Annotated in this window: 23 protein-coding genes and 1 tRNA gene; 11 read left to right on the top strand and 13 right to left on the bottom strand. The window is 66.1% G+C overall.

Going from position 1 to position 23,102, the window contains the following annotated elements; all coding sequences use genetic code 11:
• Positions 1 to 17: 17 nt before the first annotated feature.
• The 4 genes from VGP60_RS32105 to VGP60_RS32090 all read right to left on the bottom strand — a co-directional run bounded on the left by VGP60_RS32105 (position 18) and on the right by VGP60_RS32090 (position 4,707).
• The gene (locus tag VGP60_RS32105; RefSeq protein ID WP_327551906.1) at positions 18 to 1,259 is read right to left on the bottom strand and encodes an AMP-binding protein; all 1,242 of its coding nucleotides are present in this window, start codon (positions 1,257 to 1,259) and stop codon (positions 18 to 20) included.
• A gap of 247 nt (positions 1,260 to 1,506) precedes the next feature.
• Positions 1,507 to 2,331 carry an SDR family oxidoreductase gene (locus VGP60_RS32100; RefSeq protein ID WP_327551905.1) on the bottom strand — a complete coding sequence of 275 codons (825 nt, stop codon included), beginning with the start codon at positions 2,329 to 2,331 and terminating at the stop codon, positions 1,507 to 1,509.
• Entirely contained in the window at positions 2,328 to 3,815 is a 1,488-nt protein-coding gene (locus tag VGP60_RS32095) for an NAD(P)/FAD-dependent oxidoreductase (protein WP_327551904.1), read from the bottom strand. Before VGP60_RS32095 ends, VGP60_RS32100 begins: the two co-directional genes overlap by 4 nt.
• Positions 3,808 to 4,707: a diiron oxygenase gene (locus VGP60_RS32090; RefSeq protein ID WP_327551903.1), complete on the bottom strand. Its 900-nt coding sequence runs from the start codon at positions 4,705 to 4,707 to the stop codon at positions 3,808 to 3,810. Before VGP60_RS32090 ends, VGP60_RS32095 begins: the two co-directional genes overlap by 8 nt.
• A gap of 82 nt (positions 4,708 to 4,789) precedes the next feature.
• Here VGP60_RS32090 and VGP60_RS32085 point away from each other — a divergent pair, with 82 nt between their 5' ends.
• The 4 genes from VGP60_RS32085 to VGP60_RS32070 all read left to right on the top strand — a co-directional run bounded on the left by VGP60_RS32085 (position 4,790) and on the right by VGP60_RS32070 (position 7,327).
• Positions 4,790 to 5,437 (top strand): TetR/AcrR family transcriptional regulator, encoded by a 648-nt coding sequence (locus tag VGP60_RS32085; protein WP_327551902.1) that lies wholly within the window; start codon positions 4,790 to 4,792, stop codon positions 5,435 to 5,437.
• Between the two features lie 82 nt (positions 5,438 to 5,519).
• Positions 5,520 to 6,269, top strand: a complete 750-nt coding sequence (locus VGP60_RS32080) for a trypsin-like serine peptidase (RefSeq protein WP_327551919.1) — start codon at positions 5,520 to 5,522, stop codon at positions 6,267 to 6,269.
• Positions 6,270 to 6,295: 26 nt separating this feature from the next.
• Positions 6,296 to 6,529, top strand: a complete 234-nt coding sequence (locus tag VGP60_RS32075) for an RNA-binding S4 domain-containing protein (RefSeq protein WP_327551901.1) — start codon at positions 6,296 to 6,298, stop codon at positions 6,527 to 6,529.
• A 165-nt stretch (positions 6,530 to 6,694) separates the two neighbouring features.
• Positions 6,695 to 7,327 carry a hypothetical protein gene (locus tag VGP60_RS32070; protein ID WP_327551900.1) on the top strand — a complete coding sequence of 211 codons (633 nt, stop codon included), beginning with the start codon at positions 6,695 to 6,697 and terminating at the stop codon, positions 7,325 to 7,327.
• Positions 7,328 to 7,567: 240 nt separating this feature from the next.
• On the opposite strand, the gene VGP60_RS32065 is transcribed toward VGP60_RS32070, so the two are convergent.
• Positions 7,568 to 7,655 (bottom strand) — tRNA-Ser (locus tag VGP60_RS32065).
• A gap of 20 nt (positions 7,656 to 7,675) precedes the next feature.
• The gene (locus VGP60_RS32060) at positions 7,676 to 8,146 is read right to left on the bottom strand and encodes a MarR family transcriptional regulator (RefSeq protein WP_327551899.1); all 471 of its coding nucleotides are present in this window, start codon (positions 8,144 to 8,146) and stop codon (positions 7,676 to 7,678) included.
• A 591-nt stretch (positions 8,147 to 8,737) separates the two neighbouring features.
• Here VGP60_RS32060 and ypfJ point away from each other — a divergent pair.
• Complete coding sequence (gene ypfJ / locus VGP60_RS32055; RefSeq protein WP_327551898.1) at positions 8,738 to 9,664, top strand: neutral zinc metallopeptidase; 927 nt, start codon at positions 8,738 to 8,740, stop codon at positions 9,662 to 9,664.
• A gap of 90 nt (positions 9,665 to 9,754) precedes the next feature.
• Here the strand turns inward: ypfJ and VGP60_RS32050 are convergent, their stop codons facing one another.
• Positions 9,755 to 11,290 carry a M28 family metallopeptidase gene (locus tag VGP60_RS32050; RefSeq protein WP_327551897.1) on the bottom strand — a complete coding sequence of 512 codons (1,536 nt, stop codon included), beginning with the start codon at positions 11,288 to 11,290 and terminating at the stop codon, positions 9,755 to 9,757.
• Between the two features lie 82 nt (positions 11,291 to 11,372).
• On the opposite strand from VGP60_RS32050, the gene VGP60_RS32045 reads away from it, so the two are divergent.
• Positions 11,373 to 12,350 carry an NAD(P)H-quinone oxidoreductase gene (locus VGP60_RS32045; RefSeq protein WP_327551896.1) on the top strand — a complete coding sequence of 326 codons (978 nt, stop codon included), beginning with the start codon at positions 11,373 to 11,375 and terminating at the stop codon, positions 12,348 to 12,350.
• On the opposite strand, the gene VGP60_RS32040 is transcribed toward VGP60_RS32045, so the two are convergent.
• Positions 12,347 to 13,546 (bottom strand): cysteine desulfurase-like protein, encoded by a 1,200-nt coding sequence (locus VGP60_RS32040; RefSeq protein WP_327551895.1) that lies wholly within the window; start codon positions 13,544 to 13,546, stop codon positions 12,347 to 12,349. The genes VGP60_RS32045 and VGP60_RS32040 overlap by 4 nt on opposite strands.
• Positions 13,547 to 13,681: 135 nt before the next feature.
• Here VGP60_RS32040 and VGP60_RS32035 point away from each other — a divergent pair, with 135 nt between their 5' ends.
• From VGP60_RS32035 to VGP60_RS32020, 4 genes are all read left to right on the top strand, one after another.
• Positions 13,682 to 14,272 carry a bacterial proteasome activator family protein gene (locus tag VGP60_RS32035; RefSeq protein ID WP_327551894.1) on the top strand — a complete coding sequence of 197 codons (591 nt, stop codon included), beginning with the start codon at positions 13,682 to 13,684 and terminating at the stop codon, positions 14,270 to 14,272.
• 92 nt (positions 14,273 to 14,364) lie between these two features.
• Positions 14,365 to 15,306 carry an ABC transporter permease gene (locus VGP60_RS32030; protein WP_327551893.1) on the top strand — a complete coding sequence of 314 codons (942 nt, stop codon included), beginning with the start codon at positions 14,365 to 14,367 and terminating at the stop codon, positions 15,304 to 15,306.
• 3 nt (positions 15,307 to 15,309) lie between these two features.
• Positions 15,310 to 16,122 (top strand): ABC transporter ATP-binding protein, encoded by an 813-nt coding sequence (locus tag VGP60_RS32025; protein WP_327551892.1) that lies wholly within the window; start codon positions 15,310 to 15,312, stop codon positions 16,120 to 16,122.
• On the top strand, positions 16,122 to 17,030 hold the full coding sequence (locus tag VGP60_RS32020; RefSeq protein ID WP_327551891.1) for a glycosyltransferase family 2 protein: 909 nt from the start codon (positions 16,122 to 16,124) through the stop codon (positions 17,028 to 17,030). Before VGP60_RS32025 ends, VGP60_RS32020 begins: the two co-directional genes overlap by 1 nt.
• Positions 17,031 to 17,118: 88 nt before the next feature.
• Here the strand turns inward: VGP60_RS32020 and VGP60_RS32015 are convergent, their stop codons facing one another.
• The 4 genes from VGP60_RS32015 to VGP60_RS32000 all read right to left on the bottom strand — a co-directional run bounded on the left by VGP60_RS32015 (position 17,119) and on the right by VGP60_RS32000 (position 20,542).
• Positions 17,119 to 18,606 (bottom strand): hypothetical protein, encoded by a 1,488-nt coding sequence (locus VGP60_RS32015; protein WP_327551890.1) that lies wholly within the window; start codon positions 18,604 to 18,606, stop codon positions 17,119 to 17,121.
• Positions 18,607 to 18,616: 10 nt separating this feature from the next.
• Positions 18,617 to 19,201 carry a DUF3558 domain-containing protein gene (locus tag VGP60_RS32010; protein ID WP_327551889.1) on the bottom strand — a complete coding sequence of 195 codons (585 nt, stop codon included), beginning with the start codon at positions 19,199 to 19,201 and terminating at the stop codon, positions 18,617 to 18,619.
• 2 nt (positions 19,202 to 19,203) lie between these two features.
• The gene (locus tag VGP60_RS32005) at positions 19,204 to 19,635 is read right to left on the bottom strand and encodes a hypothetical protein (protein ID WP_327551888.1); all 432 of its coding nucleotides are present in this window, start codon (positions 19,633 to 19,635) and stop codon (positions 19,204 to 19,206) included.
• A 124-nt stretch (positions 19,636 to 19,759) separates the two neighbouring features.
• Complete coding sequence (locus VGP60_RS32000) at positions 19,760 to 20,542, bottom strand: ESX secretion-associated protein EspG (protein WP_327551887.1); 783 nt, start codon at positions 20,540 to 20,542, stop codon at positions 19,760 to 19,762.
• Positions 20,543 to 20,662: 120 nt separating this feature from the next.
• On the opposite strand from VGP60_RS32000, the gene VGP60_RS31995 reads away from it, so the two are divergent.
• Positions 20,663 to 20,905 (top strand): hypothetical protein, encoded by a 243-nt coding sequence (locus tag VGP60_RS31995; protein WP_327551886.1) that lies wholly within the window; start codon positions 20,663 to 20,665, stop codon positions 20,903 to 20,905.
• Positions 20,906 to 21,149: 244 nt separating this feature from the next.
• Here VGP60_RS31995 and VGP60_RS31990 read toward each other — a convergent pair whose 3' ends face one another.
• Complete coding sequence (locus VGP60_RS31990; protein ID WP_327551885.1) at positions 21,150 to 23,102, bottom strand: glycosyltransferase; 1,953 nt, start codon at positions 23,100 to 23,102, stop codon at positions 21,150 to 21,152.

Below are 23,102 nucleotides of genomic sequence, written 5' to 3'. Positions count from 1 at the left end.
CACTTTTCGGGAAAGTGTCACGAAACTTCGGGCTCCTGCACGAAAAGGCGGCCGTTCGTGTCCAAATGGCCAGTATCTCCGGTCTCGACCAGCCCGCCGTTGGCGACGAAGATGCGGCCGGTCTGTCCGGTTGGGACTTCCATCCCGTTGTCGTCCAGCAGCTTCACCACGGTGCCGCGAGCGGGCCGTCCGGCGGTTTCCGGGGCGGCACGCAGGTCTTCCGGGGTGGCGATCGACACCAGCGCGGCCTCGGTCGAGCCGTAGATGTTGTAGAGCGTGTGCCCGAACTGCGTCATCCACTCCAGCGCCAGATCGCCCGACAACGCCGAACCGGCCGCCGCGACAACCTCCAAACTGGACAGGTCGTGCTTGCGCAGGCTTTCCAGCGGCAGCTCGAGAATGCGCTCAAGCAGTACCGGAACCGGCACGAGCACCTCGGCCCGGTGCGCCTCCAGATCCAGCAGCACCGAAGCCGGGTCGAACCGGCGCCGGAAGATCTGGGTCGCCCCGAGCTGAAGCCCCAAGAGCAGGAAGCTCAGCCCCCAGGTTTGGCACAGCGGCGCCGCGACGACGTGGGACCGCCTGCGGCGCAACGGGATCCGCTCGACGAGTCCGACGACCGGGTCGAGCGACTGCGGTACCGCCCTGGCGGCCCCCTTGCCGGCGGACAGAATCACCACCGCGCCACCCCGCGACGACGTCGCCAGGTGTGCCGGGTAGTCGCCCGCGATCAGCTCGTCCAGCGTCGTCGCGCTCGCCGGCCTGTCGTGCCACGCGACGAAACGCGGGATGGCGACCTGCTCGACGACTTCCCCGAACTCCTCGTCGTGGATGATCGCCGTGGCGTTTTCGTTCGCCAGCACGGTGACCAGCCGCGAACCGGCGCTCGACGTGTTCAGCAGCAACGCGTCCGCCCCCAGCTTTCCGAGCGCCAGCAAGGCGTCGACGAAACCGCGGTGGTTGCGGCACAGGATCGCGACCCGGCTGCCGGCGCCGATGTCGTGCGCGGCCAACCCAGCCGCCAGCGCACCTGAGCGTTCGTCCAGCTCTACAAAGGACAACGCGCCGCGCTCGTCGACGAGTGCCGCGCGGTCGCCGTGCTGGATCGCCGCCGCGGCCGCCACCGTCGCCGGGGAGACACCCCACCGCAGCGCGGCGACACCGATCCGGACGGCCTGATCCGGCCGCACCGCCCGCGTCACCCCTTCACGCGCCAGGATGCCGACGTTCGTCAACTCGTGCACAGCCCGCCGGAACACCGAAATCACCGGGCGGCCCCGGCGGCGTGGTAACCCCGCTCGCGGAACACCTTGAACGCCGCCGGCACGATGTCCTCGCGGCGCTGCTCGGCGCGCTCTTCGGTGCTGGTCATCGCTTACCCATCCGGTAAGCGTAGTCGTCCAGCAGGGTTCAGCTCAGTGAAATGGCAGGTGACGTTCCGTACGCGCCGGTGCGGCCACGGTGATCGCCATCTGTCGACAGATGGCAAGCCACTCCCAGCCTCGTTTAGGTCAGCTTCAGGCCCTGACGAGCCAGCCAAGCGAGAGGCCGCTGATACCGAGCCCCGAACAACCGCGGAATCGCATCCAGCACATAAGCATCCGCCCCGATAAGAATCCGAGGCTTGTTGCGCTCCACCCCGCGAGCGATCACCTTCGCGGCCTGCTCAGGAGTAGTACGAGCGAGCTTCTCAAAACTCGCCGCCGACTTCTCCTTGTCCGCGGAGCCCAAGCCGCGAGCATCACGCGCGATGTTCGTCTTGATACCACCGGGATGGACACAACTGACCTTCACCGGATGCCGGGCCGCGATCATCTCCTGACGCAGCGCCTCGGTGAAACCACGGACAGCGAACTTCGCCGCGTTGTAAGCGCTTTGGGTGGGAACGCCGATGAACCCGAAGACGCTCGACACGTTCACGATATGACCGTCACCCGAGTCGATCAGGTGCGGCAGGAAAGCTTTCGTACCGTGGACCACGCCCCAGAAGTCGATGTTCATGACCCAGTCGAGATCTTCCCAGGTCATGTCTTCGACGTTGTCCGCCAAGGCGACACCCGCGTTGTTGACGACCAGGTTCACGCCGCCGAAGTCTTGGGCGACCTCGTCAGCGTGATCCAGGACGGCTTGGCGATTCGCGACATTCAAGACATATGGGCGGGCTTCGGCGCCGGCCTTTTCGCACCGGGCCGCGGTCTCGGTCACGCGGGATTCGTCTACATCGGACAGTGCGAGTTTGGTGCCGCGCCCGGCCAGTTCGAGTGCCAATGCGCGGCCGATGCCAGAGCCGGCGCCGGTGATCACGGCGACCTTGTCGGTGAAGGTTTTCATCGTTCTGCTCCGGTGAGGGTTCGTGAGCCAAAGAGGACGAAGTCCGCCGGATCGACTTTGCGGGTTCGCAGCCAGTATTGCCAGGTGAAACCGGGCCAGATGGTCCGATTCACACCTTGGGAGTCCAGATACCAGCTCGTGCAGCCGCCGGTGGTCCAGACGCCGTTCGCGAGTTTGCGCTGGATCTCGTCGTTGAAGGCGGCTTGTACTTCGCCGCGGACTTCGAACGCCTTCGCGTGGCGGCGCTCGACCATGCGCATGGCGTCCAGGGCGTAACGGATTTGCGACTCGATCATGAAGACCACGGAGTTGTGGCCGAGGCCGGTATTCGGGCCCAGCAGGAAGAACGCGTTCGGGAAGCCCGCGACGGTGATGCCAAGGTGGGTCTGGATGCCTTCGTCTCGCCAGAGGGATGCCAGGTCACGGCCTTCGCGGCCCTTGATGTCAAGGTAATCGAAAGAGTCCGTCACGTGGAAGCCGGTGCCGTAGATGATCGCGTCGACTTCACGCTCGACACCGTTGGCGTCCACAATGGAGGTTTCCTTGACCTCGGTGATGCTATCGGTGATGACGTCGACGTGGTCACGAGTCAAGGCGCGGTAGTACTTGTTCGAGCCGAGCACACGTTTGCAGCCCAGGGTGTAGCCGGGGGTGACCTGCTTGCGCAGCACCGGGTCCGCGATCTGCCGGCGGATATGGCGTTTGCCGACGAACTCGCCGGCTTTCAGGATCGCCGGGTGCCCGTTCATGCCGATGGCCAGCGACTCCGCCACCCAGTAGATGGTGTTGCGGTAGGCGCGGCGAACCAGGGGCACGCGGCTGAAGACGTTCCGCTTGGATTCGCTGATCGGGCTGTTCGCCCGCGGCAGGACCCAGGGCGGGGTTCGCTGGTAGACGTGCAGGGCGGCGACGTCGTCGACGATCTCGGGGATGAACTGGACCGCGCTCGCGCCGGTGCCGATGACGGCGACCCGCTTGCCCTTGAGGTCGTAGTCGTGGTCCCACTGGGCGGAGTGGAAGGTCCGGCCAGTGAAGCGCTCGATGCCGGGCAGCGCCGGAATGTTGGGGATGTGCAGTGCGCCGACTCCGGCGACCAGGAACTTCCCGCTCAGCTCGCCGGTGGAAGTGCCTACGTGCCAACGGCTTTCTTCCTCGTCCCAGCGGGAGGAAGTGACCTCGGTGTTGAACCGGATATGGCTGCGCAAGCCGTACTTCTCGGTGAGCGCCTTGAGGTAGTCCCAGATTTCGGGCTGCTGGGAATACATCTTCGTCCAGTCGGACTTGGGCTCGAAGGAGTACGAGTACATATGGGACGGCACATCGCACGCGCAGCCGGGATAGCTGTTGTCCCGCCAGGTGCCGCCGACGTCCCCGGCCTTCTCGAGGATGACGAAGTCGTCACGGCCGGCCCGTTTCAGCTGGATCGCCATGCCCAGTCCGGAAAAGCCGGAACCGACGATCACCACTCCGGTCTGCTCAACCACGTCGGCCGCCTTTCGGCAGTAGCTGGGATCGGTACCAGAGTGCCTTGATCAGCCGTCCCTTGAGCATCCCGGACTCCTCGAAGAAGTTGACCAGTTTCTCGGCCATGAAGGCCATGGTCTGACGGTAATGCGGATTGTCGAGCGCCGCCTTACGTCCGTCACGCGGCCGGATGCCGACCGAGATGTAGACGCGCGGGTGGATCAGCATGTAGGCCACGAGGTTCGCGGCGATGGCCAGCACGAGCCGGTTGATCAGCAACTGGACCGCGTTCAGGTTCTTGGTGCTGGCAACGAGCTCGGTGCGCGCGAACGAGATGTGCCGAGCCTCTTCGAGCACGTGAATGCGGTTCAGCATGCGCATATGCGGCTGGACGTTCTCGTCGAGCATGGTTTCGCGCTGGCCACGGTCGAGGATCTCCTCGATCAGCAGCGCCAGGCCGTAACTGGCGGGGCCGATGGGGAGCAGCGAGATGAACTTCATCCCCCGCGCGGCGATCCGCGGCTGCCGGTACGCCCGGATGCCGGATTTCTCGATGAACCGCGCGAACATCGTCGAATGGCGGCATTCGTCGCCGATCTCGGTCAGCGTGTAGCGGGTGCGTGCTGTCGCGGGATCGCCTTCGGTGACCAACCTGAGCAGGATGTGCATGAGCGCGGCCTCGGCGTAGATGCCGTAACTGACCATGCTGACGGCTTCGTGTTTGCCCAGCTCAAGGCGCTGTTCCGGAGTCAGGTCCTGCCAGAGCCCGGTGCCGTACAACGTCACGCGGTGCTCCGGGACGAACGGCATGCCGTCCACCCACGGCGCGTCCCAGTCGATGTCGACCTCGGGGTCGTAGAACCTTTCGGCCGAGGAGCTCAGCAGTCTTCGGACGGTCTGCTCGCGGGTCATCGTCGACGCGCCACCTTCAGGTAGGTGCTACCGAAAGTACCCGGTACCAGTGGTACATGATACTTCCGGTACTATGCTCGGCATGCCCGCAGGCGTCAACCGGCAGAAGAGCGATGCCCGCACCGAACGCTGGCGCGAACACAAGCTCGCGCTGCGCAAGGAGTTCGTCGACGCGACCTTCCGCGCGCTCGCCGAGCACGGCCCGGACGCCAGCATGGACGACATCGCCGCGGTCGCCGGCGTCGCGAAACCCAAGATCTACCGGCACTTCGCGGACAAGGCCGACCTGTACGGCGCGGTGTCCGAGCGCATGGGCGAAATCCTCTGGCAACGCCTGCTGCCCACCCTGAACCTGCGCGACGATCCGCCGCGCGTCACCATCGAGCGTGGTCTCGAAGCCTACGTCAGCACGGTCGACGAGTACCCGAACGTCTTCCGGTTCCTGATGCGCAGCCAGTACATCGAGCTGATGGAAAACGGCAAGGAGATCGCGGGCGTCATCGCGTCGATGCTCAAGGAGTACCTGCGCTCACTCGACCTGGACGACGAAGTCGCCGAGCCGAGCGCGTACGCCGTCGTCGGCGCGGTGGGCGCGTCAACGGAATGGTGGATGCGGACCAGGACCGTGAGCCGCGAAGCCTTCGTAGCGCATTTGGCGACCATGATCTGGGGTTCCCTGGACGCGACCCTGCGCGCGCAAGGCGTTGCGCTCACCCCGTACGAACTGTGAGCTTGCTGTGCATCCGATCGCAAAAGGTGCCGTCGGCGCCGCGCTGTGATGATCTGATGGCTACGGCCGGAAGGAGCCTGCGATCAACTACCTGCGAGCGGCCTCCGTTGTCACCCTCTGCGCCGCGCTGACCTTCGCCTGCGGTGTCCCCCACGAGGCGGCCGGCGGCACCCCGATCGAAACCACGCCCGCCGGTGAACCCGCCGTCGGCGCATTGTTCGACGGCGACGGCCACTTCTGCTCCGGCAGCGTCGTGCACAGCTCCGCCGGGAACGAGGTCATCACCGCGGCGCACTGCATCCACGAAGGCTTCGGCGGCAACTACCTCAGCGACCTGACCTTCGCCCCCGGTTACCACGACGGCACCGCGCCCTACGGCATGTGGACCGTGACCAGCTCGCTGGTGGCGCCCGGCTGGATCGACGACTCCGACCCGGACCTCGACGTCGGCTTCGTGACCGTGCGGCAGGACGGCAACCCGAATTCGATCGAAAGCGTCACCGGCGCCAACCAGCTCGGCGTCGACCCCGGCTTCACCAACGACGTGACATTGACCGGCTACCCCGACGAAGCCGATTCGCCGGTGGTCTGCCGCAACAGCACCACCCAGCAGTCCGAGTACCAGCTGCGCATCGCCTGCGACGGCTTCCCCGACGGCACCAGCGGCGGCCCGTGGGTTGTCGACGCGGCCCCGGACACGACCCTCGGCACCGTCGTCGGCGTGATCGGTGGCTACCAGCTCGGCGGCGACGACGCCGACGTCTCGTACAGCAGCTACTTCGACACCGACATCGAGGCGCTGTACCGCGCCAGTACCTCGGAAACGCACTGAGGTGAGAGATGGCGGATGATGTCCCGATGCAGAGCCAACCGATCGTCGACGTCCCCATCACCGGTGAGCCGATCCGCCTCGGCCAGTTCCTCAAGCTGGCAGGTCTCGCCGACGACGGATCGACGGCGAAGGAACTACTGGAAGCCGATGAGGTGACCGTCAACGGTGAACTCGAATTCCGCCGCGGACGCCAGCTGACCAGCGGCGACGTCGTGGCCGTGCGGTCCGAGCAGCGACGGGTCACCCTGCCGGAAGCCTGATCCGGCGAACACTTGTTCGACTTACCCCCAGGCTGTCCCCACCTGTGGACAACTTTTCTGTGCCGTTCGGGACACGTCTGTCAAGCCCGAAAAAGAATTGAACTGGTTTCGTAGCCGAACCGTACTCCTTGGTACATAGCAGGAAAGATCCCCAAGGAGTGGCACATGTCCAGTTCGAGCAAAGGCCGGCACCGCAAGCGCACCATGCTCGGCATGGCCGGCATCCTCGCGGCCGCCGGCATCGCCGTCGGCGTCGTCGCACTGAACCCGGGCGCGAGCGACAGCCAAGCCGCCGAGTCCTGCCAGGGCCTGGACACCGCGCTGCAGAACAACCTGAGCTTCATCGCCGACCAGCAGCGAACCCCGGACGCCCTCTCGACAGCGAGAATCGCGAACCGGCAAGACGTGGTGAACCTGATCCAGCAACGCAGAGCCGTCGCCGGCTGCACTGCCGCCGTCGGCCCGGTTGGCGCGCCAGTCGTCGCCGCACCCGCCGCACCCGCCCCGGCCAAGCCCGCCGCCCCGGCGGCCGGACAACCCGCGACCGGCGGTGACGTGGTCTGCGCCGGTTCGACGGTGACGCTGTTCAACGAAGACGCCGCACCGGGCGCTGCGAGCAACCAGTTCCCCTTGGGCACCAAGCTGAAGGTGACGAACCTGGACAACAACAAGGCCACCACGGTCGCGGTGACCTCGACGTCCGGCAGCTGCGTAATCCTGAACAACGCCGCGTTCGAAAACGTCCGTGAGCCGGGCAAGTTCCTGATCCGCCGAGCCAAGATCGAACGCGTCGGCTGAGGATTTCTGCGGGCCTGCCGGGAGGTCTTTCAAACCAGCTTCGCACTTTGGTGAGAAAGTGCCGCCCGGCTTGTCGCCCGGGGTAGTGAAGGGGCTTCCTGTCGGGCGTTCCGCTGGTCAGGTCGGCTACGGCGCGAGTCAGCAATTTGCTGGACCGCGTCGTAGACCACGCTCTTGCCCAGGCAAGGCACTCCGTGCCGCCCGCTGCTGGGTTCGAACAACGAACCGAAGGTCCATCTATGGCGGAAGCGGAGGGATTTGAACCCCCGGTGGGTCGCCCCACGCTCGCTTTCAAGGCGAGTACATTCGGCCGCTCTGTCACGCTTCCCTGGGCATCAGCCTAACGGGTCAGGACTCGAGCTCGGTGAGGTGTTCGAGGACTCGGGAGAAGGCCTGGCCGATGACGGCCTGCTCCTCGGGGGTCAGCAGGTCGATGAGGTGTTCGCGGACGCCTTCGACGTGCTTGGGGGCCGCTTGTTCGAGGAGCGCCTTGCCGGCGTCGGTGAGTTCGGCGACGACGCCGCGTTTGTCTTCCGGGTCGCGGACGCGGTGGACGGCGCCGGCGATTTCCATGCGGCCGATCTGGTGGGAGAGGCGGCTCTTGGTGGAGCCGAGCACGGTGGCGAGGTCCGACATGCGGAGGCGGTTGCCCGCGGCTTCGATACAGACGAGGACTTCGTAGTCGGTGAGCGTCACGTTGTGTTGCTCGACCAACTCGCGGTGTAGACGCTGGCGGAGGCGGAGGGTGGCGACGATGTAGTTACGCCACGCGGCATCTTCTGTCTCCGACAGCCACCGCACCGGACGTTCCTCGCTCATGACACGCAGGGTAGGGCCTTGATCGCTGCCGCGCGTAGTGGCTGTCATCGAGCGGACGATAGACCGTTCGTCGGGCTGTCGGCTACGGAACGGGCGTATTTGCCTACACCAAGTGGCCGTTTTCCAACACCGTGAAATTTAGCTCGAAGGGGCGTAACGAAAGTGTTGAGACTCGGACGCGAAAGGCGCATGGTGGATGAATCGGATGGTTGGACCCGAGCGCGGCGGCCAGCAAGGATCGCCGGTCAGGCCCCCAGCCGGGAGAGGGTAGGTGGTTCTGTGGCGGATGAGTTTTCGCGGTTGACTGCCCGCTGTGTCCCCACGACTGGGGCGGACTGATCCGACTCGGTCGTGATTGTGAACAGCACGAGCGTGGGTTCTGAGTAGTGCGCTCGACATCTTTCTCGCGCATTCGGCGTAGTTCGAGCCTGTTTCGCTTGTGGCCTCTTGACCACGGCGGCAGCGCAGCGCGCCCGGCCCGGCAGCAGCCAATCGCCGGTACAACTGACAACCTCGGTAGATCCTGGGTGCGGCCCCCGACGGGTGGCCGCACCCAGGCGTTTCTTGTGCCTACCCGATACGCTTTGCCCCGTGAGATTCGACGAAGGTGCGGGGCTCGACACGTCCGAAGTCCAGGACATGCGCGATGGCGGTGGCGGTGGCATCGGCGGCCGGGTCGCGCTGGGTGGCGGCGGGCTCGGCGTGGTCGGCCTGGTGATCTATTTTGTGCTCTCTCAGTTCGGTGGCTTGCCGACCACCGGCGCTTCCGGGGGAAGCATCCCTGGGCTGGACCGCATCGGCTCCGGCCAGCAGGTCAGTGACAGTTCGATTTCCGCCGAGTGCAAGACCGGCGCGGACGCCAACAAGAACCACGACTGCGCGATCGTCGCGATCGTCAACTCGGTGCAGGACTACTGGGCCGGGCAGTTCTCGCGGTCCGGCCAGACCTACCGCAAGGCGACGACGAACTTCTTCGACGGCGACGTCCGCACGGCCTGCGGCAACGCGACGTCGGACGTCGGCCCGTTCTACTGCCCCGGCGACTCCGAGGTCTACATCGACCTCTCGTTCTTCAACGAGCTCACGACCCGGTTCGGCGCGCAGGGCGGCCTGTTCACCGAGGCCTACGTCCTGGCCCACGAGTACGGGCATCACGTCCAGAACCTGCTGGGTACCTCCGCGAAGGGCACCGGCAGCGGGCCGACGTCCGGCTCGGTGCGCCTCGAACTTCAGGCCGACTGCTACGCGGGCGTGTGGGCCAACCACGCCACCACGACGCCGACGGAATCCGGGCGGCCGCTGATCACCGAGGTCACGCAGGACGACATCAGCCGGGCGCTCGACACCGCGTCCCGCATCGGTGACGACTACATCCAGACCAAGCTCGGCGGCGGGCGCGTGAACGAATCGCAGTTCACGCACGGCACGTCGAAGCAGCGCGAGAAGTGGTTCACCACGGGGTTCCAGACCGGGGATCCCGCTCGCTGCGACACGTTCGGCGCGAAGAGCCTTGGGTAGCCAAAACTGAAATGTATGGACCTTTCATCTCACTCTGTAGAAATTACAGTTCGAGATGAAAGGTCCATTCATGCCACTTTTTTTCGGGGATCAGACAGCTGCCGCGTGTACGTCACCGGCGACGGAAGCGGTGAAGCTCCGCTGGCCGGAGCGCTCCGCGGCGCGCTGCTTCTTGGCCTTCGCGGCCTTGCCACCGGGGACGCCGTTGACGTCTTCGGTGCTAGTCGCGTAGACGCCAAGGGACCAGGCGACGGCGTCCGCGTTGCGGTCGAGAGCGACGCGGTCGACGTTGCCGAGGTTGTCACAAGCCTGGTGGTAGCACTTGTCGTAAGCGACGCCGGCCTGGCCGCCCCACTTGGCTGCCTGTGCCGCGGTCTTGACGCCCTCGGCACCGGTGAACAGCCCACCGGCGGGGATGCCGACGGCGATGAACTGGCCGTAGTCCGAACGTCCCGAGAAGTCCGTGCCCTCGCTCGGGATGCTGCGCGAAGCGAAGTAGTCGGTGAAGGTCTTCTCGATCTGCGCGGAGCCGTACGGGCCCGCACCCGAGCCGACACCGTCGGAGTCGTCGCCGTCATAGGCGAAGTACGCCGCGTTCGGCGAGCCGAGCATGTCGAAGTTCAGGTACAGCGCGATATCCAACTGCTGCTCGAACGGCAGCGAGTTGACGTAGTAGGTCGAGCCGACCAGGCCGTACTCCTCGGCGCTCCAGAAACCGAACCGGACCGCGTTGTTGACCTTCGGGCTGCCGCCGAGCTGCAACGCGCTCTCGAGCAGGGTCGCCGAGCCGGAGCCGTTGTCGTTGATACCCGGGCCTTCGGTGACGCTGTCGAGGTGGGCACCGAGCATCACGACGTTGTCCTTACGACCGGTCTTGGTCTCCGCGACGACGTTGTAGCTCTTGCGCTCTTCCAGCAGCGAGCGCAGGTCGAGCGTGACCGCCACCCCGTTCTGCGCGGCGAGCGCGTTGCCGTTGGCCTGCGAAATGCCGCCGGTCGGGATCTTCGCCGACGCCGGGTCGCCGAGCGTGCCGTTGAGTTCCCCGTCGGTGTTGTTGTAGATGATCGCGCCGATGGCGCCGGCCGCGGCGGCGACCTGCTGCTTCTGCGCGAAGCTGCAGGAACCGCGCTGGATCAGTGCGATCTTGCCGGTGACGTCGCCGAAGTCGGCGGCTTCACAACCGGGCGTCGCGTCGACCGGGATGACGGCGAGCGGCGCGGTGATGCCCCCAGCGGGCGTCGACGGGCTGTACGACATGACGATGATCGGGACGTTCGCGCCGGCGACGGTGAGCTTCTGCTCGATCGTCTCGGCGTAGGTGAACGGGAACTCCTGGCGGCTGACCGCGTAGCCGGCGGCCGTCAGCTTGCCCGCGATGTACTCCGCGGACTGCCGGTGCCCTTCGGTACTGGCCGCGCGCGTGCCGCCGTTGGCGTCGGCGAGGCGCTGCAGCGCGATCAGGTGGCGGTTGATGCCCCCGATGTCGACCTTCTTGACGAGCTGCTTGGCGAGGGCGGTGCCGTCGGCCTTGGCGGCCGGGGCGGCTGTCGCGGCCGGCATGGTGGCAAGCGTCAGCCCGGCACACGCGACGGCGGCGATAACGAGTCGTTTTCTCCCAGTTGACATGGTTGCTCACTTTTATGCGTTTCCACGAATACGTCAATGAGGTATTCGGTGTAGTTGAAGACTTTCGGGATAGGGTCAGAATATGTACGCGATCACAGTGCGTGAGCCCGGTGGACCGGAAGCCCTCGAGTGGACGGAGGTGCCGGATCCGACGCCCGGCGCCGGCGAAGTGCTCGTCGAGGTGGCGGCCAGCGCGGTGAACAGAGCCGACCTCCTTCAACGCCAGGGTTACTACCCGCCGCCTCCCGGAGCGAGCGACATCATCGGCCTCGAATGCTCGGGAACGATCATCGAACTCGGCGAAGGCGTCGAGGGTTGGCAGGTCGGCGACGAGATCTGCGCGTTGCTCGCGGGCGGTGGCTACGCCGAAAAGGCCTCGATCCCAGCCGGACAGCTGTTGCCGGTCCCGTCCGAAGTGGACCTGATCACCGCCGCCGCGCTGCCCGAAGTCGCCTGCACGGTCTGGGCCAATGTCGTCATGCACGGCAAGCTCGGCGAGGGCGATGTCCTGCTCGTCCACGGCGGCGCGGGCGGTATCGGTACGCACGCGATCCAGGTCGGCAAAGCACTCGGAGCGACGGTCGCGGTCACCGCGGGTTCGGCGGAGCGGCTGGAAAGCTGCCGCCAGCTCGGCGCGGACATCACCATCAACTATCGCGACCAGGACTTCGTCGAAGAGCTCAAGAAGGTGACCAAGGGCGCCGACGTCATCCTCGACAACATGGGCGCGGCCTATCTCGGCAAGAACATCGACGCGCTGGCCATCGGCGGGCGCCTGGTGATCATCGGGATGCAGGGCGGGGTCAAGGGCGAGCTGAACCTCGGCAAGCTGCTGGTCAAGCGGGCGAGCGTGTTCGCGGCGGGGCTGCGCGGACGGCCGCTCGAGGAGAAGGCCGAGATCGTCGCGGACGTGCGCGAGCGGCTGTGGCCGTTGGTGGAGGACGGTTCGGTCAAGCCGATCATCGGTCAGATCGTGCCGATGGCGGAAGCCGCGTCAGCGCACCAGGCACTCGAAGAGGGCACTGTCTTCGGCAAGGTCCTGCTGGCGGCGAAGAACTAACGCAACTCTTCCAGAACCCGGACGAGCTGGTTCACCTCGAACACGTTCGAGTAGTGGGCCAGCCCGATCCGGACCACCCCGCCGACCTCGCCGACACCCAGCGACGCGAACACCCCGCTCGTGCCGTCGTCGGCGAACGCGCACAGCCCCTGAGACGCCAGGTACTCGGCGACCTCAGGGGCTTTCTTGTCGGCGACGGTGAACGCCAGCGACGGGATGCGCCGCATCGCGTCGCCGATCACCATCACGTGCCGCAGCGATCGCAGTTCCGTGGACAGCTGCGCGAGCAGGCCCGCGTGGTACGACTTCGCCGAGCCGAGCGACGTCGTCAGCCGCTCACGCCGCGAGCCCGTGGCGGCGTCGTCGAGACCCGCTAGGTAGTCGACCGAAGCGACGAGCCCGGCCAGCAGCGGATACGCGTGCGGCCCGAGTTCGAGACGGGCGGCGCCTCGCGCGTTCGGGTCGAGCGACACGGACGGTAACCGTTCGAGCATCTCGGGATCGCGGAAAACCAGTGCGCCGACCGACGGGCCGCCCCAGGCCTGCGCCGAGAGCACCATCACATCCGCGCCGAGCGAGGGAAGGTCGAGCGGGACGAACGGCGCGGCGTAGGTCGCGTCGACGATCACCATCGCCCCGACGCGCTTCGCGAACTCGACGACCGTCGGCACGTCCGGACGCGTGCCGACCGAACCCGAAGCAGCCGTGACGGCCACCGCCTTGGTCCGCGCGGACACCAGGTTCTCGTACTGCCAAGCGGGCAGTTCGCAGGTCTCGATGTCGATCTCGCCCCAGCGGAGGACCGCGCCGACCCGCTTGGCCGCGCGCTGCCACGGCGCCATGTTCGCCTGCTCGTCGAGGCGTGAGACGACCACCTCGTCGCCGATGGTCCAGCGCTCGGACATCGAGTCGACGAGGCGCCTGACCAGCACGGGAGCGTTGGGTCCGAGCACGACAGCGGCAGGGTCGGCACCGACAAGGTCGGCCACTGCCCTTCTGGCCGCGTTGACGATGCTTTCCGCACGCTGCGAGGCCGGAAACGCCCCACCTGGCCCGGAGACCGGAGCCCGCATCGCCGTCGAAACAGCGGACGCGACCTGCTCGGGAACCAACATTCCGGCAGCGCCATCGAAGTGAATCCAGCCGTCACCCAGCGCGGGAAACAACCCACGGATACGAGCGACGTCGAACGCCATGGAGACACCGTACGGAGGCTTGGTTTCGCGATGTGATCGGGGTTGGCCTGGTTATCACGCCGCGCGACCGTTCCGGCTACGCTCGGATACAGGCGTCGCAAAGCAAGATGCGACGAGGACCGGAACTAGGCCAGGATGGGGCACATGACCGAGCCGAACTCCTTCGAAACAAGCACAGGCAGTGACTTGAACAACGATACGTCACCCCACGTGGTGGTAGTTGGCCCGGACGGCTCTCCGGTCGGTAACGGGCGCCTCGAATCCGCGATGGACAGTGCCGAAGCCGAGCAGCACGCGTCGGTCGCCGATCTGGTCGAAGAGCCGGCCAAGGTCATGCGGATCGGCACGATGACCAAGCAGCTCCTTGAGGAGGTGCGCGCCGCGCCGCTCGACGACGCGAGCCGCAACCGGGTCCGCGACATCCACGAGACGTCGATCCGCGAACTCGAGAAGGCACTCGCCCCCGAGCTGCGGGACGAGCTCGAACGGCTCATCCGGCCGTTCACCGAGGACAGCACTCCCTCGGACGCCGAGCTGCGCATCGCGCAGGCACAGCTCGTCGGCTGGCTAGAAGGGCTGTTCCACGGCATCCAGACCGTGCTGATCACCCAGCAGATGGAAGCACGGGCACAGCTGGAGCAGATGCGACGCGGCCTGCCCGCGGGCCAGTCCGGTCTCGTCGACCCGCACACGCCGGGCGTATCGGGCACCGGGCAGTACCTCTAAGCCGCGAAAACCCGCACCCTGCAAGTCTCAAGAATCTAGCTCTGCCATGGGGTCAACCAAGACGCCACAACCAGGTGGGTACCCTCCATCACGTGCATGCCACCAGCACGGTCCACGCAACCGACAGCGAACCTGCAACCGTCTCGGCGCCACCACCGGCCGTATCGGACAGCAAGACATTCGCGCGTGCGTTCACCGACCTCCGTGACGGCTTCAACAACCGCGAGCTCTGGCTCCACCTCGGCTGGCAGGACATCAAGCAGCGCTATCGACGCTCGGTGATCGGCCCGTTCTGGCTGACCCTGAGCATGGGCATCACCGCGATCGGCTTGGGCCTGCTGTACTCCCAGCTGTTCGACTCGCCGATCAAGACGTTCCTGCCGTACATCACCGTCGGCTTCATCGTCTGGAACTTCATCAACGGCTGTGTCACGGAGGGCGCGGACACCTTCATCGCGAACGAAGGTCTGATCAAGCACCTTCCGGCGCCGATCTCGGTCTACGTGTTCCGGACCGTGTGGCGGCAGACGCTGATGTTCGCGCACAACATGATCATCTACTTCATCATGTTGATCGTCTTCTGGGGCGGTATCAGCAAATCCGGGTACGTCATCACCGAAGGCGGCACTCCGCAGCCGGGGCTCAGCTGGGGCGCGTTGCTCGCGATACCCGGGTTCGTCCTGCTGGCGATCAACGCCGGTTGGGTGACACTGCTGTTCGGCATCATCTCGACCCGGTTCCGGGACATCCCGCAGGTGATCGCGAGCCTGATCAGCCTGGCGTTCTTCATGACGCCGATCGTCTGGTCCACCGACATTCTCACCAAGAAGTTCGAGAACGCGGCGAGCTGGCGTGGCTGGGTCGCCGAACTGAACCCGCTCTACCACTTCGTGCAGATCGTGCGCGCGCCGCTGATCGGAGCCCAGAACAGCTGGCACCACTGGGTTGTCGCCGGTGGAATCGCCATTGTCGGTTGGCTCATCGCCCTGGTGGTTATGCGTAACTACCGTTCCCGCGTCTCGTATTGGGTGTGACTCGTGGTCAGCATTGATGTCTGGAACGCTTCGGTCGATTTTCCGATTTTCGACGCCAAGACCCGCTCGCTGAAGAAGCGCGTGCTCGGCAAGGTCGGCGGGAAGATCGGCACCGAAAGCAAAGTGCCCATCATCGAGGCACTGCACGACGTGACCCTCTCGATCAAGGACGGCGACCGGATCGGTCTCGTCGGGCACAACGGCGCCGGCAAGTCGACGCTGCTGCGCCTGCTGTCCGGGATCTACGAGCCCACCCGGGGCTCCGCCAGGATCTCCGGCAAGGTCGCCCCGGTCTTCGACCTCGGGGTCGGCATGGACCAGGAGATCTCCGGCTACGAGAACATCATGATCCGCGGTCTCTACCTCGGCATGAGCCGCAAGCAGATGCAGAAGCGCGTCGACGACATCGCCGAGTTCACCGAGCTCGGCGACTACCTCTCGATGCCGCTGCGTACCTACTCCACCGGTATGCGGGTCCGGCTCGCGCTCGGCGTCGTCACCTCGATCGACCCGGAGATCCTGCTGCTCGACGAGGGCATCGGGGCGGTGGACGCGGCGTTCCTCAACAAGGCCCGCGACCGGCTCAAGGACCTCGTGAAGCGCTCCGGGCTGCTGGTCTTCGCCAGCCACTCGGACGAGATGCTGTTCGAGCTGTGCGACTCGGCGATCTGGATGGACGAGGGTGGCGTCAAGCAGCAGGGTTCGCTGCGTGAGGTCCTCACCGGCTACAAGGGTCAGGACCCCTTCGAGAACATGAGCGAGGACATGCTGGAACGGCTTGGCCTCTCGACGTCGGCTACCAACGGCGGCGAGTGATGGCGGCCGAGGTCCAGCAGCTGCCAGAGGGGGCTGTCGTCGGTGTCGTCGTCACGAGGCACCGGCGTGACCTGCTCGCGGACTCGCTGAAGATCATCGCGGCGCAGACCCGCCCGGTCGACCACCTCGTCGTGGTCGACAACGGGCCGGACCAGTCCGCGCGCGACGTCGTCGAGAGCTACCCGCTGCCGTTCACGTACCTGCCCTCGCACCGGAACCTCGGTGGCGCGGGCGGGTTCGCGCTCGGCATGCTGCACGCCCTCTCGCTGGGCGCGGAGTGGGTCTGGCTCGCGGACGACGACGGCAGGCCCGCCGACGAGAACGTCTTGGCGATCCTGCTCGAAGAAGCCGAGAAGCGTGGCCTCGCCGAGATTTCGCCGGTGGTCGCGAACATCGACGCTCCGACGAAGCTGGCCTTCCCGCTCCGGCGCGGCCTGACCTGGAAGCGGTCTTCGTCGGAGCTGGGCACGGACTTCCTGCCCGGTATCGCTTCGCTGATGAACGGCGCGCTGTTCCGGGCGTCCACTTTGGACGTTGTCGGCGTGCCGGACCTCCGGCTGTTCTTCCGCGGCGACGAGGTCGAGCTGCACCGCCGCCTGGTCCGCTCCGGGCTGCCGTTCGGCACCTCGCTCAAGACCACGTACCTGCACCCCGACGGCTCGGACGAGTTCAAGCCGATGCTCGGCGGCCGGTTCCACGCGCAGGACCCGGAGAACGAGGTCAAGCGGTACTACACCTACCGCAACCGCGGCTATCTGTTGTCCCAGCCGGGAATGCGCAAGATCGGCGCGCTCGAGGTCGTGCGGTTCGGGCTGTACTTCGTCGGCGTGAAGCGGGATCCGAAGGCTTTTCTGTCCTGGCTGAAGCTGGTGCGGCAGGGCCGCAAGGAGAAGTTCTTCCGCTTCTGAGCGCTCGGCTCGGTCAAAAACGTGAAATGAACGGACCTTTCATCTCGAATTTCGAGATGAAAGGTCCGTTCATTTCACGTTGTAAGCGCTACTCCCCGATGACCGGGGGCGCGGTGCGCATGTCGGTGCCGAAGAACTCGTCGGGGTCGCCCTCGACGAGGTAGTCGGGCCGCTGGTGCTCGAGGTCTTCTTCGCCCTCGGCCTTGCCGCCGCCGGGCCTGCCCATACCGCCCATGCCGGAACCGCGGCCACCCATGCTGGAACCGCCACCGATGCCACGTCCCGCGGCCGCCTCAGCCGCACCGACGCCACCCGCACGCGCTCCGGAGCTGTTGCCCGAACCCGGCGTCGAGCCCGAACCGCTGCCGCCGCCACCGGGGCCGAAGCCACCGCCGCCACCGCGGCCGGTCTTGCTGTTGTACTCGGAGTCGCCGCCCATGCCGCCACCCATACCCATGCCGCCCATCGGCATCGCGCCCATACCGCCCATGCCGGTATTCGCGTTCGAGTTGTTATTGGAGTTGGCCGGGGGCAGGTTGGACTGCTGGAAGCCCGAAGGAGCCGTGAAGCCCGGCAAGGTACCGGAGCCGGTGCTCGGACCGCCCGGCTGCAGCGGGTGCGACCCCGGCGGCAGGTTGGTGCCGCCACCGCCAGTGCTGCTGCCAACGCCGCCTGGCAGGCTGGAGCTGCCACCGGTGAGGTTGTTCGAGCTCGAGTTGCCGTCCCCGGTGCCCTTGCCGGTCCCGGAAGGTTCGGTCTTGCCCGGTGGGGTCAGCGTGCCGACCTCGCCCTGGCCGAACTGCGGCGGCGGAGCGAACGCGGGCTGCTTGGACGCGGCCGAGTACAGCGTCTTGTCGTACTGCGACATGACCCCGGCGGCCTCTTCGTGGGCCTTGTTGCTCGCTTGGTAGGTCTGGTAGGTGTTCTGGATGGCGTCGGCGAAGGACAGCGGATCCTTGGCCTGGCCCCATTTCGCCATCTCGTCCGTCATGTCGAACTTGACGACCTCTGGCATCGAGTTTTTCGCGCTGGACGCCGCCGTCTGCTGGTCGTAGATCGTCTCCGAGGCGAGCTTGGCGTTGACCGAGTTCGCGTCCGCCCACTTGCCGAGGCTGGTGAAGTAGCCCTGCGCGTTGCCGGCCGCGTCGCCTTCCCACTCGCCCTTGGACTTGTTGACGGCCTCGTTCATCGCCGTGCCGAAGCCGTCGAACGCGACATGCAGCTCGTGATAGGCGTTGGAGACGTCAGTGACCTGATTCGGGTCGAGGTTCGTGTCCAGGAACGCCTTCAGCTGCTCGTGTTCGTGGCCCATGTAGTCGGCGTCGGACGGGTCGAGTCCCTTGATGTACTCGACGTCCTGGTTCTGCAGGTCCTTGACGTTCTCGTTGCCGACGCGTTCGGCGTCGTTCTTCGCCTTGGCCTGGGCGACGATGCGCTCGACCATGCCGAAGAGGCCGGGATCATGCACGCCGGCGTTCGCCTGGTCGGTGAAGTACTGCTGACGATCCTGTGGCGAGAGCTCCGCAATCTGCTCGGGCGTCTTCGCCGGCGGAGCCGGCTTGTTGGGCGTGACCATGTGTTTCCCCTTACCCCTTGGGAAGTTTCGGTTCGACGACTCCGACGAGCTTCGCCGCCACGTCGCACGCTTCAGCGGTGCTGTCCGCGGTGACCAGCACGTCGACGCGTGACGTGTCGCCCACCGCGAGCGCTATTGTGCACGCGCTGTTGGTGCTCGGCGCTCTCACCACGTCACGCCCATTGAGCTTGTCGGTCTGGATGCCCTGGCCGAGATCGTTCACGCTGGAGATGCCCTGCTTGTCCCGCACGTTGATGCTCACGCCGAGCCCCTTGTCGCTGGCGCTCGCGAGCTTGCGCTGGAAACCGCAGGTGCGGGCGCCGCCAAGTTCTTTCTCATCCGGGCCGTTGAACGTCCCGTACTCCGTGAGATCGGTCGCGCTCAGCAGTGAACACGGCTGCACCGAAGCCGTACCCGCGCTACCGCCTTGGGTCGATGACTCCGGAGGCGCCGTCGGAGAAGGCTGGGGCTGTCCGCTGCTCGGTAACCCGGTCGAGGGAACGGCTGTGCCGATCTCGGAACTCGAGCACCCCGCCAGGCCGAAGGCCCCGACGACAAGCAGCAATAGGGCTGGACGTGCGATGACCTTCGACATGCTCAGACCTGAAATCCCTTCAAGACGTCCTGGGTCTGGTTTTCGGTTTCCTTGTAGACCCCGGCGGCCCTGGCGAGCGCCTCATCGGCCTGAATGATCATCTGCTTCAGTTCATCGAGGACACGTCCCGCGGAATCCGGGTCCTGCGACGCGCCTTTCTGGTCGTGCGCGGCGACAGTGTGACCGTAGGTGTGGTTACCCAGCATCGGAGCCTGGTCCAGGGTGCCGCGGGCCGTGCTGAGGTTTTCTATCTTGTTTCGCACGTCGAGCAGGGCATCGCGCATCGGCTTGACGCCCGCTTCGGTGATCTTGAAACCACCGGACTTGGCAGAGTCGAGCAACTTCTGGGTCGCGACCTGGGTTTCCGCAATGAACCCGGCGCTCAGCCCACCAGTGCTGAACAAGCTGCCGCCCGACTGCTCAGGTGCTAACATCGCCGCCCCACATCCTTCGCCCCATAGTCTTCAGCAGGCAGTCTACTAGTGAACGGCTGAGTCGATCACCCGTTTGCCGAAATCTCTCTTTCGACGCACCGGGCGTCCACCAGGTTCCTTCAGCCTACAAATAGCCCTCGAGCTGGGCATAGAGCTGCTGCGCGATCCTGGCGTTGTCGGCGGGAGCGTAGGTGAGCCAACGCTGGCCGTCGGCGGCCTCGTGCGCGGACATCAGGTAGCGCCCGATCTCGGTGTCGAACCACGCCAACGGGCTCAGGTCGACCGGACGGCCGTTCTTGCCCTTGACGAACGGCGTGAACTGCCCGACCCGCAGCTTCGGCTTCTCGAAGACCCGCTCGACCGAGCGCAACTGCGCACCACCGCCGCCCTGCCGGGGACGGTTGACCGACGCGAACGGGTCGTACGAACCGTCGTTGATCGGCTGCCGTCGCGGAGGCGCCGATACGGGTTTCGCGATCGTCACCGACTGACCGGGCGCCGCGGGTGTCAACGGCAGCAGGTCGACCACCGCCGGCACGATCGCCGTCGGCCTGGTCTCCTCGAAAACCAGCAGGTTCTCGTCCTGCCGCACGACCACAGCGAACTGGTTGTCCGAAGACACCCGCGTGAACAGCGGTTTCCCGCCGTCGAGCCGGGCCGCGCCGGCGATCGAAACCAGCGGATCGACGAACGTCTTCAAGGTCAGCTCGACATCGGCGTCCAATCGCCCGCCCCGCATGAGGCCACGGGATTCGAGGTCTCGGAACACCGCGCCGCGCACCTGCGCGCGTTGTGTGTGCGTGGTGCCGATGTGCGGAACCTTGAACGGATACGGGGCGCCGCCCAGTGTTTCGTGTTCGAGAAGAATGTCCACGGCTGCCAAAGACAGCGAGAACGTGTGCGCCATCGCCTATCCCCCTGAGGGTCTCACCAGCTTGCCCAGAAAAGGTAGCAGCCTGACGTGCCGGTCAGTCTGCCCGTAGCGAACCCGCTTGCCGGGAAGATCACGGACTGCTGTGGTGGGACCATGGCCGATCAGAAACCAGCACTCGTGCTCCACCTCGCCGCCGGCGGCGAACCCCTGCTCTTCGCCCTGCTCCCCGAGGAATCGGCGAAGCTGGAAGGCAGGCTGTCACAGCTGTTGAAGTCCGGCGCCGTCGAAACCGTGGTGACCAAGGACGACTCCAAGGTGACCATCAACTTCGGACACGTCGCCGCCGCCTACATCGACGACCTGCAACGCAAAGGCAAGGTCTTCGGGCTCCACTGATTCATTGGCTGGGTCGTGAGGTACGGCTCCAGGTGACTGGGTCTCGAGGCACGGCTTCGCTTGTGGTTGCGGTCAGAGGCACGGCTAGAAGCCTGTGTTTATTGGCGCGCGTAAAGACTCCCGCCCGTTGGGCGGACGTGAGTCACTGTGTCTGGGCTTGGCACTGCGTGGCTGGGTTTTACCACGCCCGAAACAGCTTTGGCCGTGTCCCGCGACCTCGGACACGGCCAAAACCATCTGAGACTTAGAGCTTGTAGAGGCGCTTCCAGTTTTCGCGGCTGGTCAGCTCGGGCATCGCGCGCTTGTACTGCGCCTGAGCGGCGGCGCCTTCCTTGCGCAGTCGCTGGATGACCTTCGCGCCACGGCGGGCGAGGTCGAACATCTTCGCCCGGTCGTAGGTGCGGACTCGGACACCTTCCTGCGAAGCGTCCGTGATGACGGCCGTTTCGAACAGGGAGACGTGCCACCAGTTGGTCTCGTCGGCGGGGATGGCGCCGAGGCTGTGGCGGTGGTTGCCGAGGAGGCGGTCGAGGATCCGCTTGAGCATCACGGCCCGGTGCAGGCTGGGCCTGGGCGCGCTGTTGATGATGCCGATGTCGTTGGAGGCGATCCCCGGCACGTCCGTGGCGGGGTGGCGCTTGGTCTCCGGGTAGTCGTCGCGGATACGCCGGATTTCCTTCATCGCCTCGACGCCACCGTCGCGCAGGACCTCGGGGCCTTCGAGGAAGTCCTCGACGGCCTTGATCAGCGTCGCCGACAGTCCGTACTGCATGCTCAGCAGGTAGCGGACCAGCTGCGCGACCAGGACCCGCGAAACCAGGTTCAGGTTGAACGGGCTGTGCAGCGCCGCGGTGATGATGGAGTTACGCAGGTTGAAGTAGCGGTGCCACTCGTCCCAGTCCTTCCAGTGGAAGTCCGCGTGCCAGACGCCGGCGCCGGGCAGGGTCACCGTCGGGAAGCCGTACGAGCGGGCGCGGTAGCTGTACTCGGCGTCGTCCCACTGGAAGAAGAACGGCAGCGGGTAGCCGGTGGCCTTGACGATCTCGTACGGGATGAGGCAGGACCACCAGCCGTTGTAACCGGCGTCGAGGCGGCGCTCCTGCCGGTTCGGCTTGAGCGTCTCCTCGTCGATGCCTAGCAGGTCCGCGGTGTTGAGGCTGTGCTCGACGGCCTGGCCGGGCTCGAGGGTGTTCAGGTTGGCGTACTCGGCGCCGACGTGCAGCTGGTTCGGGTGGAGCAGGTTCAGCATCTGCCCGCCGACGATGACCGGGTTGGCGGTGCGGTTCGAGAACGCCGTCATCCGGATCACGAGGTCCGGCTCGAGCAGCACGTCGTCGTCCATGAACAGGACGTTGGCGTGCTCGGTCTCGGTGTGCCCGGCGACCTCGTAGAGACCACGGGTGAAACCGCCGGCGCCACCGAGGTTCGGCTGGACGATGTAGTGCAGCTTGTCGCCGAGGTCCTTCGCGACCTGCTCGAACCCTTCACGGGAGTCGACGCGGTCGGTGCCCTGGTCGGCGACGTAGATCGCGTCGAGGGTGTCGAGCGAGGAGATGTCGCCCGCGAGCGCCTGCAGGTTGGCGAGGCAGTCGTCGGCGCGGTTCATCGTGCAGATGGTCACGGCGGTCGGGCGGATCTTCTCCGGCGACTCGACGGTCCAGCGGACCTGCTCGAGGGCCAGGCTCTGCCCGGCCTCGGTCTCGAGGTCCAGCCAGAGGGCGCCACCGTCGTAGAACTTGTCGAGCTTCGCCGTCAGCGTGATGGCCGTCTGCTTGGCCCCCACGAGCTGCTTGGCGGCCACGACACGGGCGTCGCCCTCGACGTCGGACGCGCCGACGGTGAGGAGGCCGTCACCGGTCACGACGGCTTCGAGCGTGACCTCCTTGACGGTGGTCCAGCGCTGCCAGTAGCTGGCCGGGAACCGGCCGAAGTAGGTGTTGCCCGACACCTTGGTGCTCGACTCGAGGCTGATTCCGGTGCGCTCCCGCACCACCGAGCCCCATTCGAGTTCGGAGTAGAGGTCCTTGCTCACGACCGGCGACGGACCGGCGTACAGGCCCCGCTGGGTAGTGAGCCTGCCCTGGGCAACCCGCTCGACGAACGTGGTCTCGTCCGCCGCGTGGTGACCGTTGGTGGCCGGCTCCACTGTGCTGACACCAGTGGCCTGTCCGGTTGCGGCTGCTGCTTTACCGGGCAT

Origin of the sequence: Amycolatopsis sp. (genome assembly GCF_036008905.1) — a bacterium.
GTDB lineage: Bacteria > Actinomycetota > Actinomycetes > Mycobacteriales > Pseudonocardiaceae > Amycolatopsis.
This window is presented reverse-complemented; position numbering and strand designations above follow the sequence as displayed.

Coding starts and splice junctions, on each gene's coding strand:
- VGP60_RS32040 (WP_327551895.1), bottom strand. CDS start 13,546: ATGGCGTTCGACGTCGCTCGTATCCGTGGGTTGTTTCCCGCGCTGGGT.
- VGP60_RS32085 (WP_327551902.1), top strand. CDS start 4,790: ATGCCCGCAGGCGTCAACCGGCAGAAGAGCGATGCCCGCACCGAACGC.
- VGP60_RS32090 (WP_327551903.1), bottom strand. CDS start 4,707: ATGACCCGCGAGCAGACCGTCCGAAGACTGCTGAGCTCCTCGGCCGAA.
- VGP60_RS32035 (WP_327551894.1), top strand. CDS start 13,682: ATGGGGCACATGACCGAGCCGAACTCCTTCGAAACAAGCACAGGCAGT.
- VGP60_RS31990 (WP_327551885.1), bottom strand. CDS start 23,102: ATGCCCGGTAAAGCAGCAGCCGCAACCGGACAGGCCACTGGTGTCAGC.
- VGP60_RS32075 (WP_327551901.1), top strand. CDS start 6,296: ATGCAGAGCCAACCGATCGTCGACGTCCCCATCACCGGTGAGCCGATC.
- VGP60_RS32010 (WP_327551889.1), bottom strand. CDS start 19,201: ATGTCGAAGGTCATCGCACGTCCAGCCCTATTGCTGCTTGTCGTCGGG.
- VGP60_RS32000 (WP_327551887.1), bottom strand. CDS start 20,542: ATGGCGCACACGTTCTCGCTGTCTTTGGCAGCCGTGGACATTCTTCTC.
- VGP60_RS32020 (WP_327551891.1), top strand. CDS start 16,122: ATGGCGGCCGAGGTCCAGCAGCTGCCAGAGGGGGCTGTCGTCGGTGTC.
- VGP60_RS32005 (WP_327551888.1), bottom strand. CDS start 19,635: ATGTTAGCACCTGAGCAGTCGGGCGGCAGCTTGTTCAGCACTGGTGGG.
- VGP60_RS32060 (WP_327551899.1), bottom strand. CDS start 8,146: ATGAGCGAGGAACGTCCGGTGCGGTGGCTGTCGGAGACAGAAGATGCC.
- VGP60_RS31995 (WP_327551886.1), top strand. CDS start 20,663: ATGGCCGATCAGAAACCAGCACTCGTGCTCCACCTCGCCGCCGGCGGC.
- VGP60_RS32045 (WP_327551896.1), top strand. CDS start 11,373: ATGTACGCGATCACAGTGCGTGAGCCCGGTGGACCGGAAGCCCTCGAG.
- VGP60_RS32100 (WP_327551905.1), bottom strand. CDS start 2,331: ATGAAAACCTTCACCGACAAGGTCGCCGTGATCACCGGCGCCGGCTCT.
- VGP60_RS32015 (WP_327551890.1), bottom strand. CDS start 18,606: ATGGTCACGCCCAACAAGCCGGCTCCGCCGGCGAAGACGCCCGAGCAG.
- VGP60_RS32050 (WP_327551897.1), bottom strand. CDS start 11,290: ATGTCAACTGGGAGAAAACGACTCGTTATCGCCGCCGTCGCGTGTGCC.
- VGP60_RS32070 (WP_327551900.1), top strand. CDS start 6,695: ATGTCCAGTTCGAGCAAAGGCCGGCACCGCAAGCGCACCATGCTCGGC.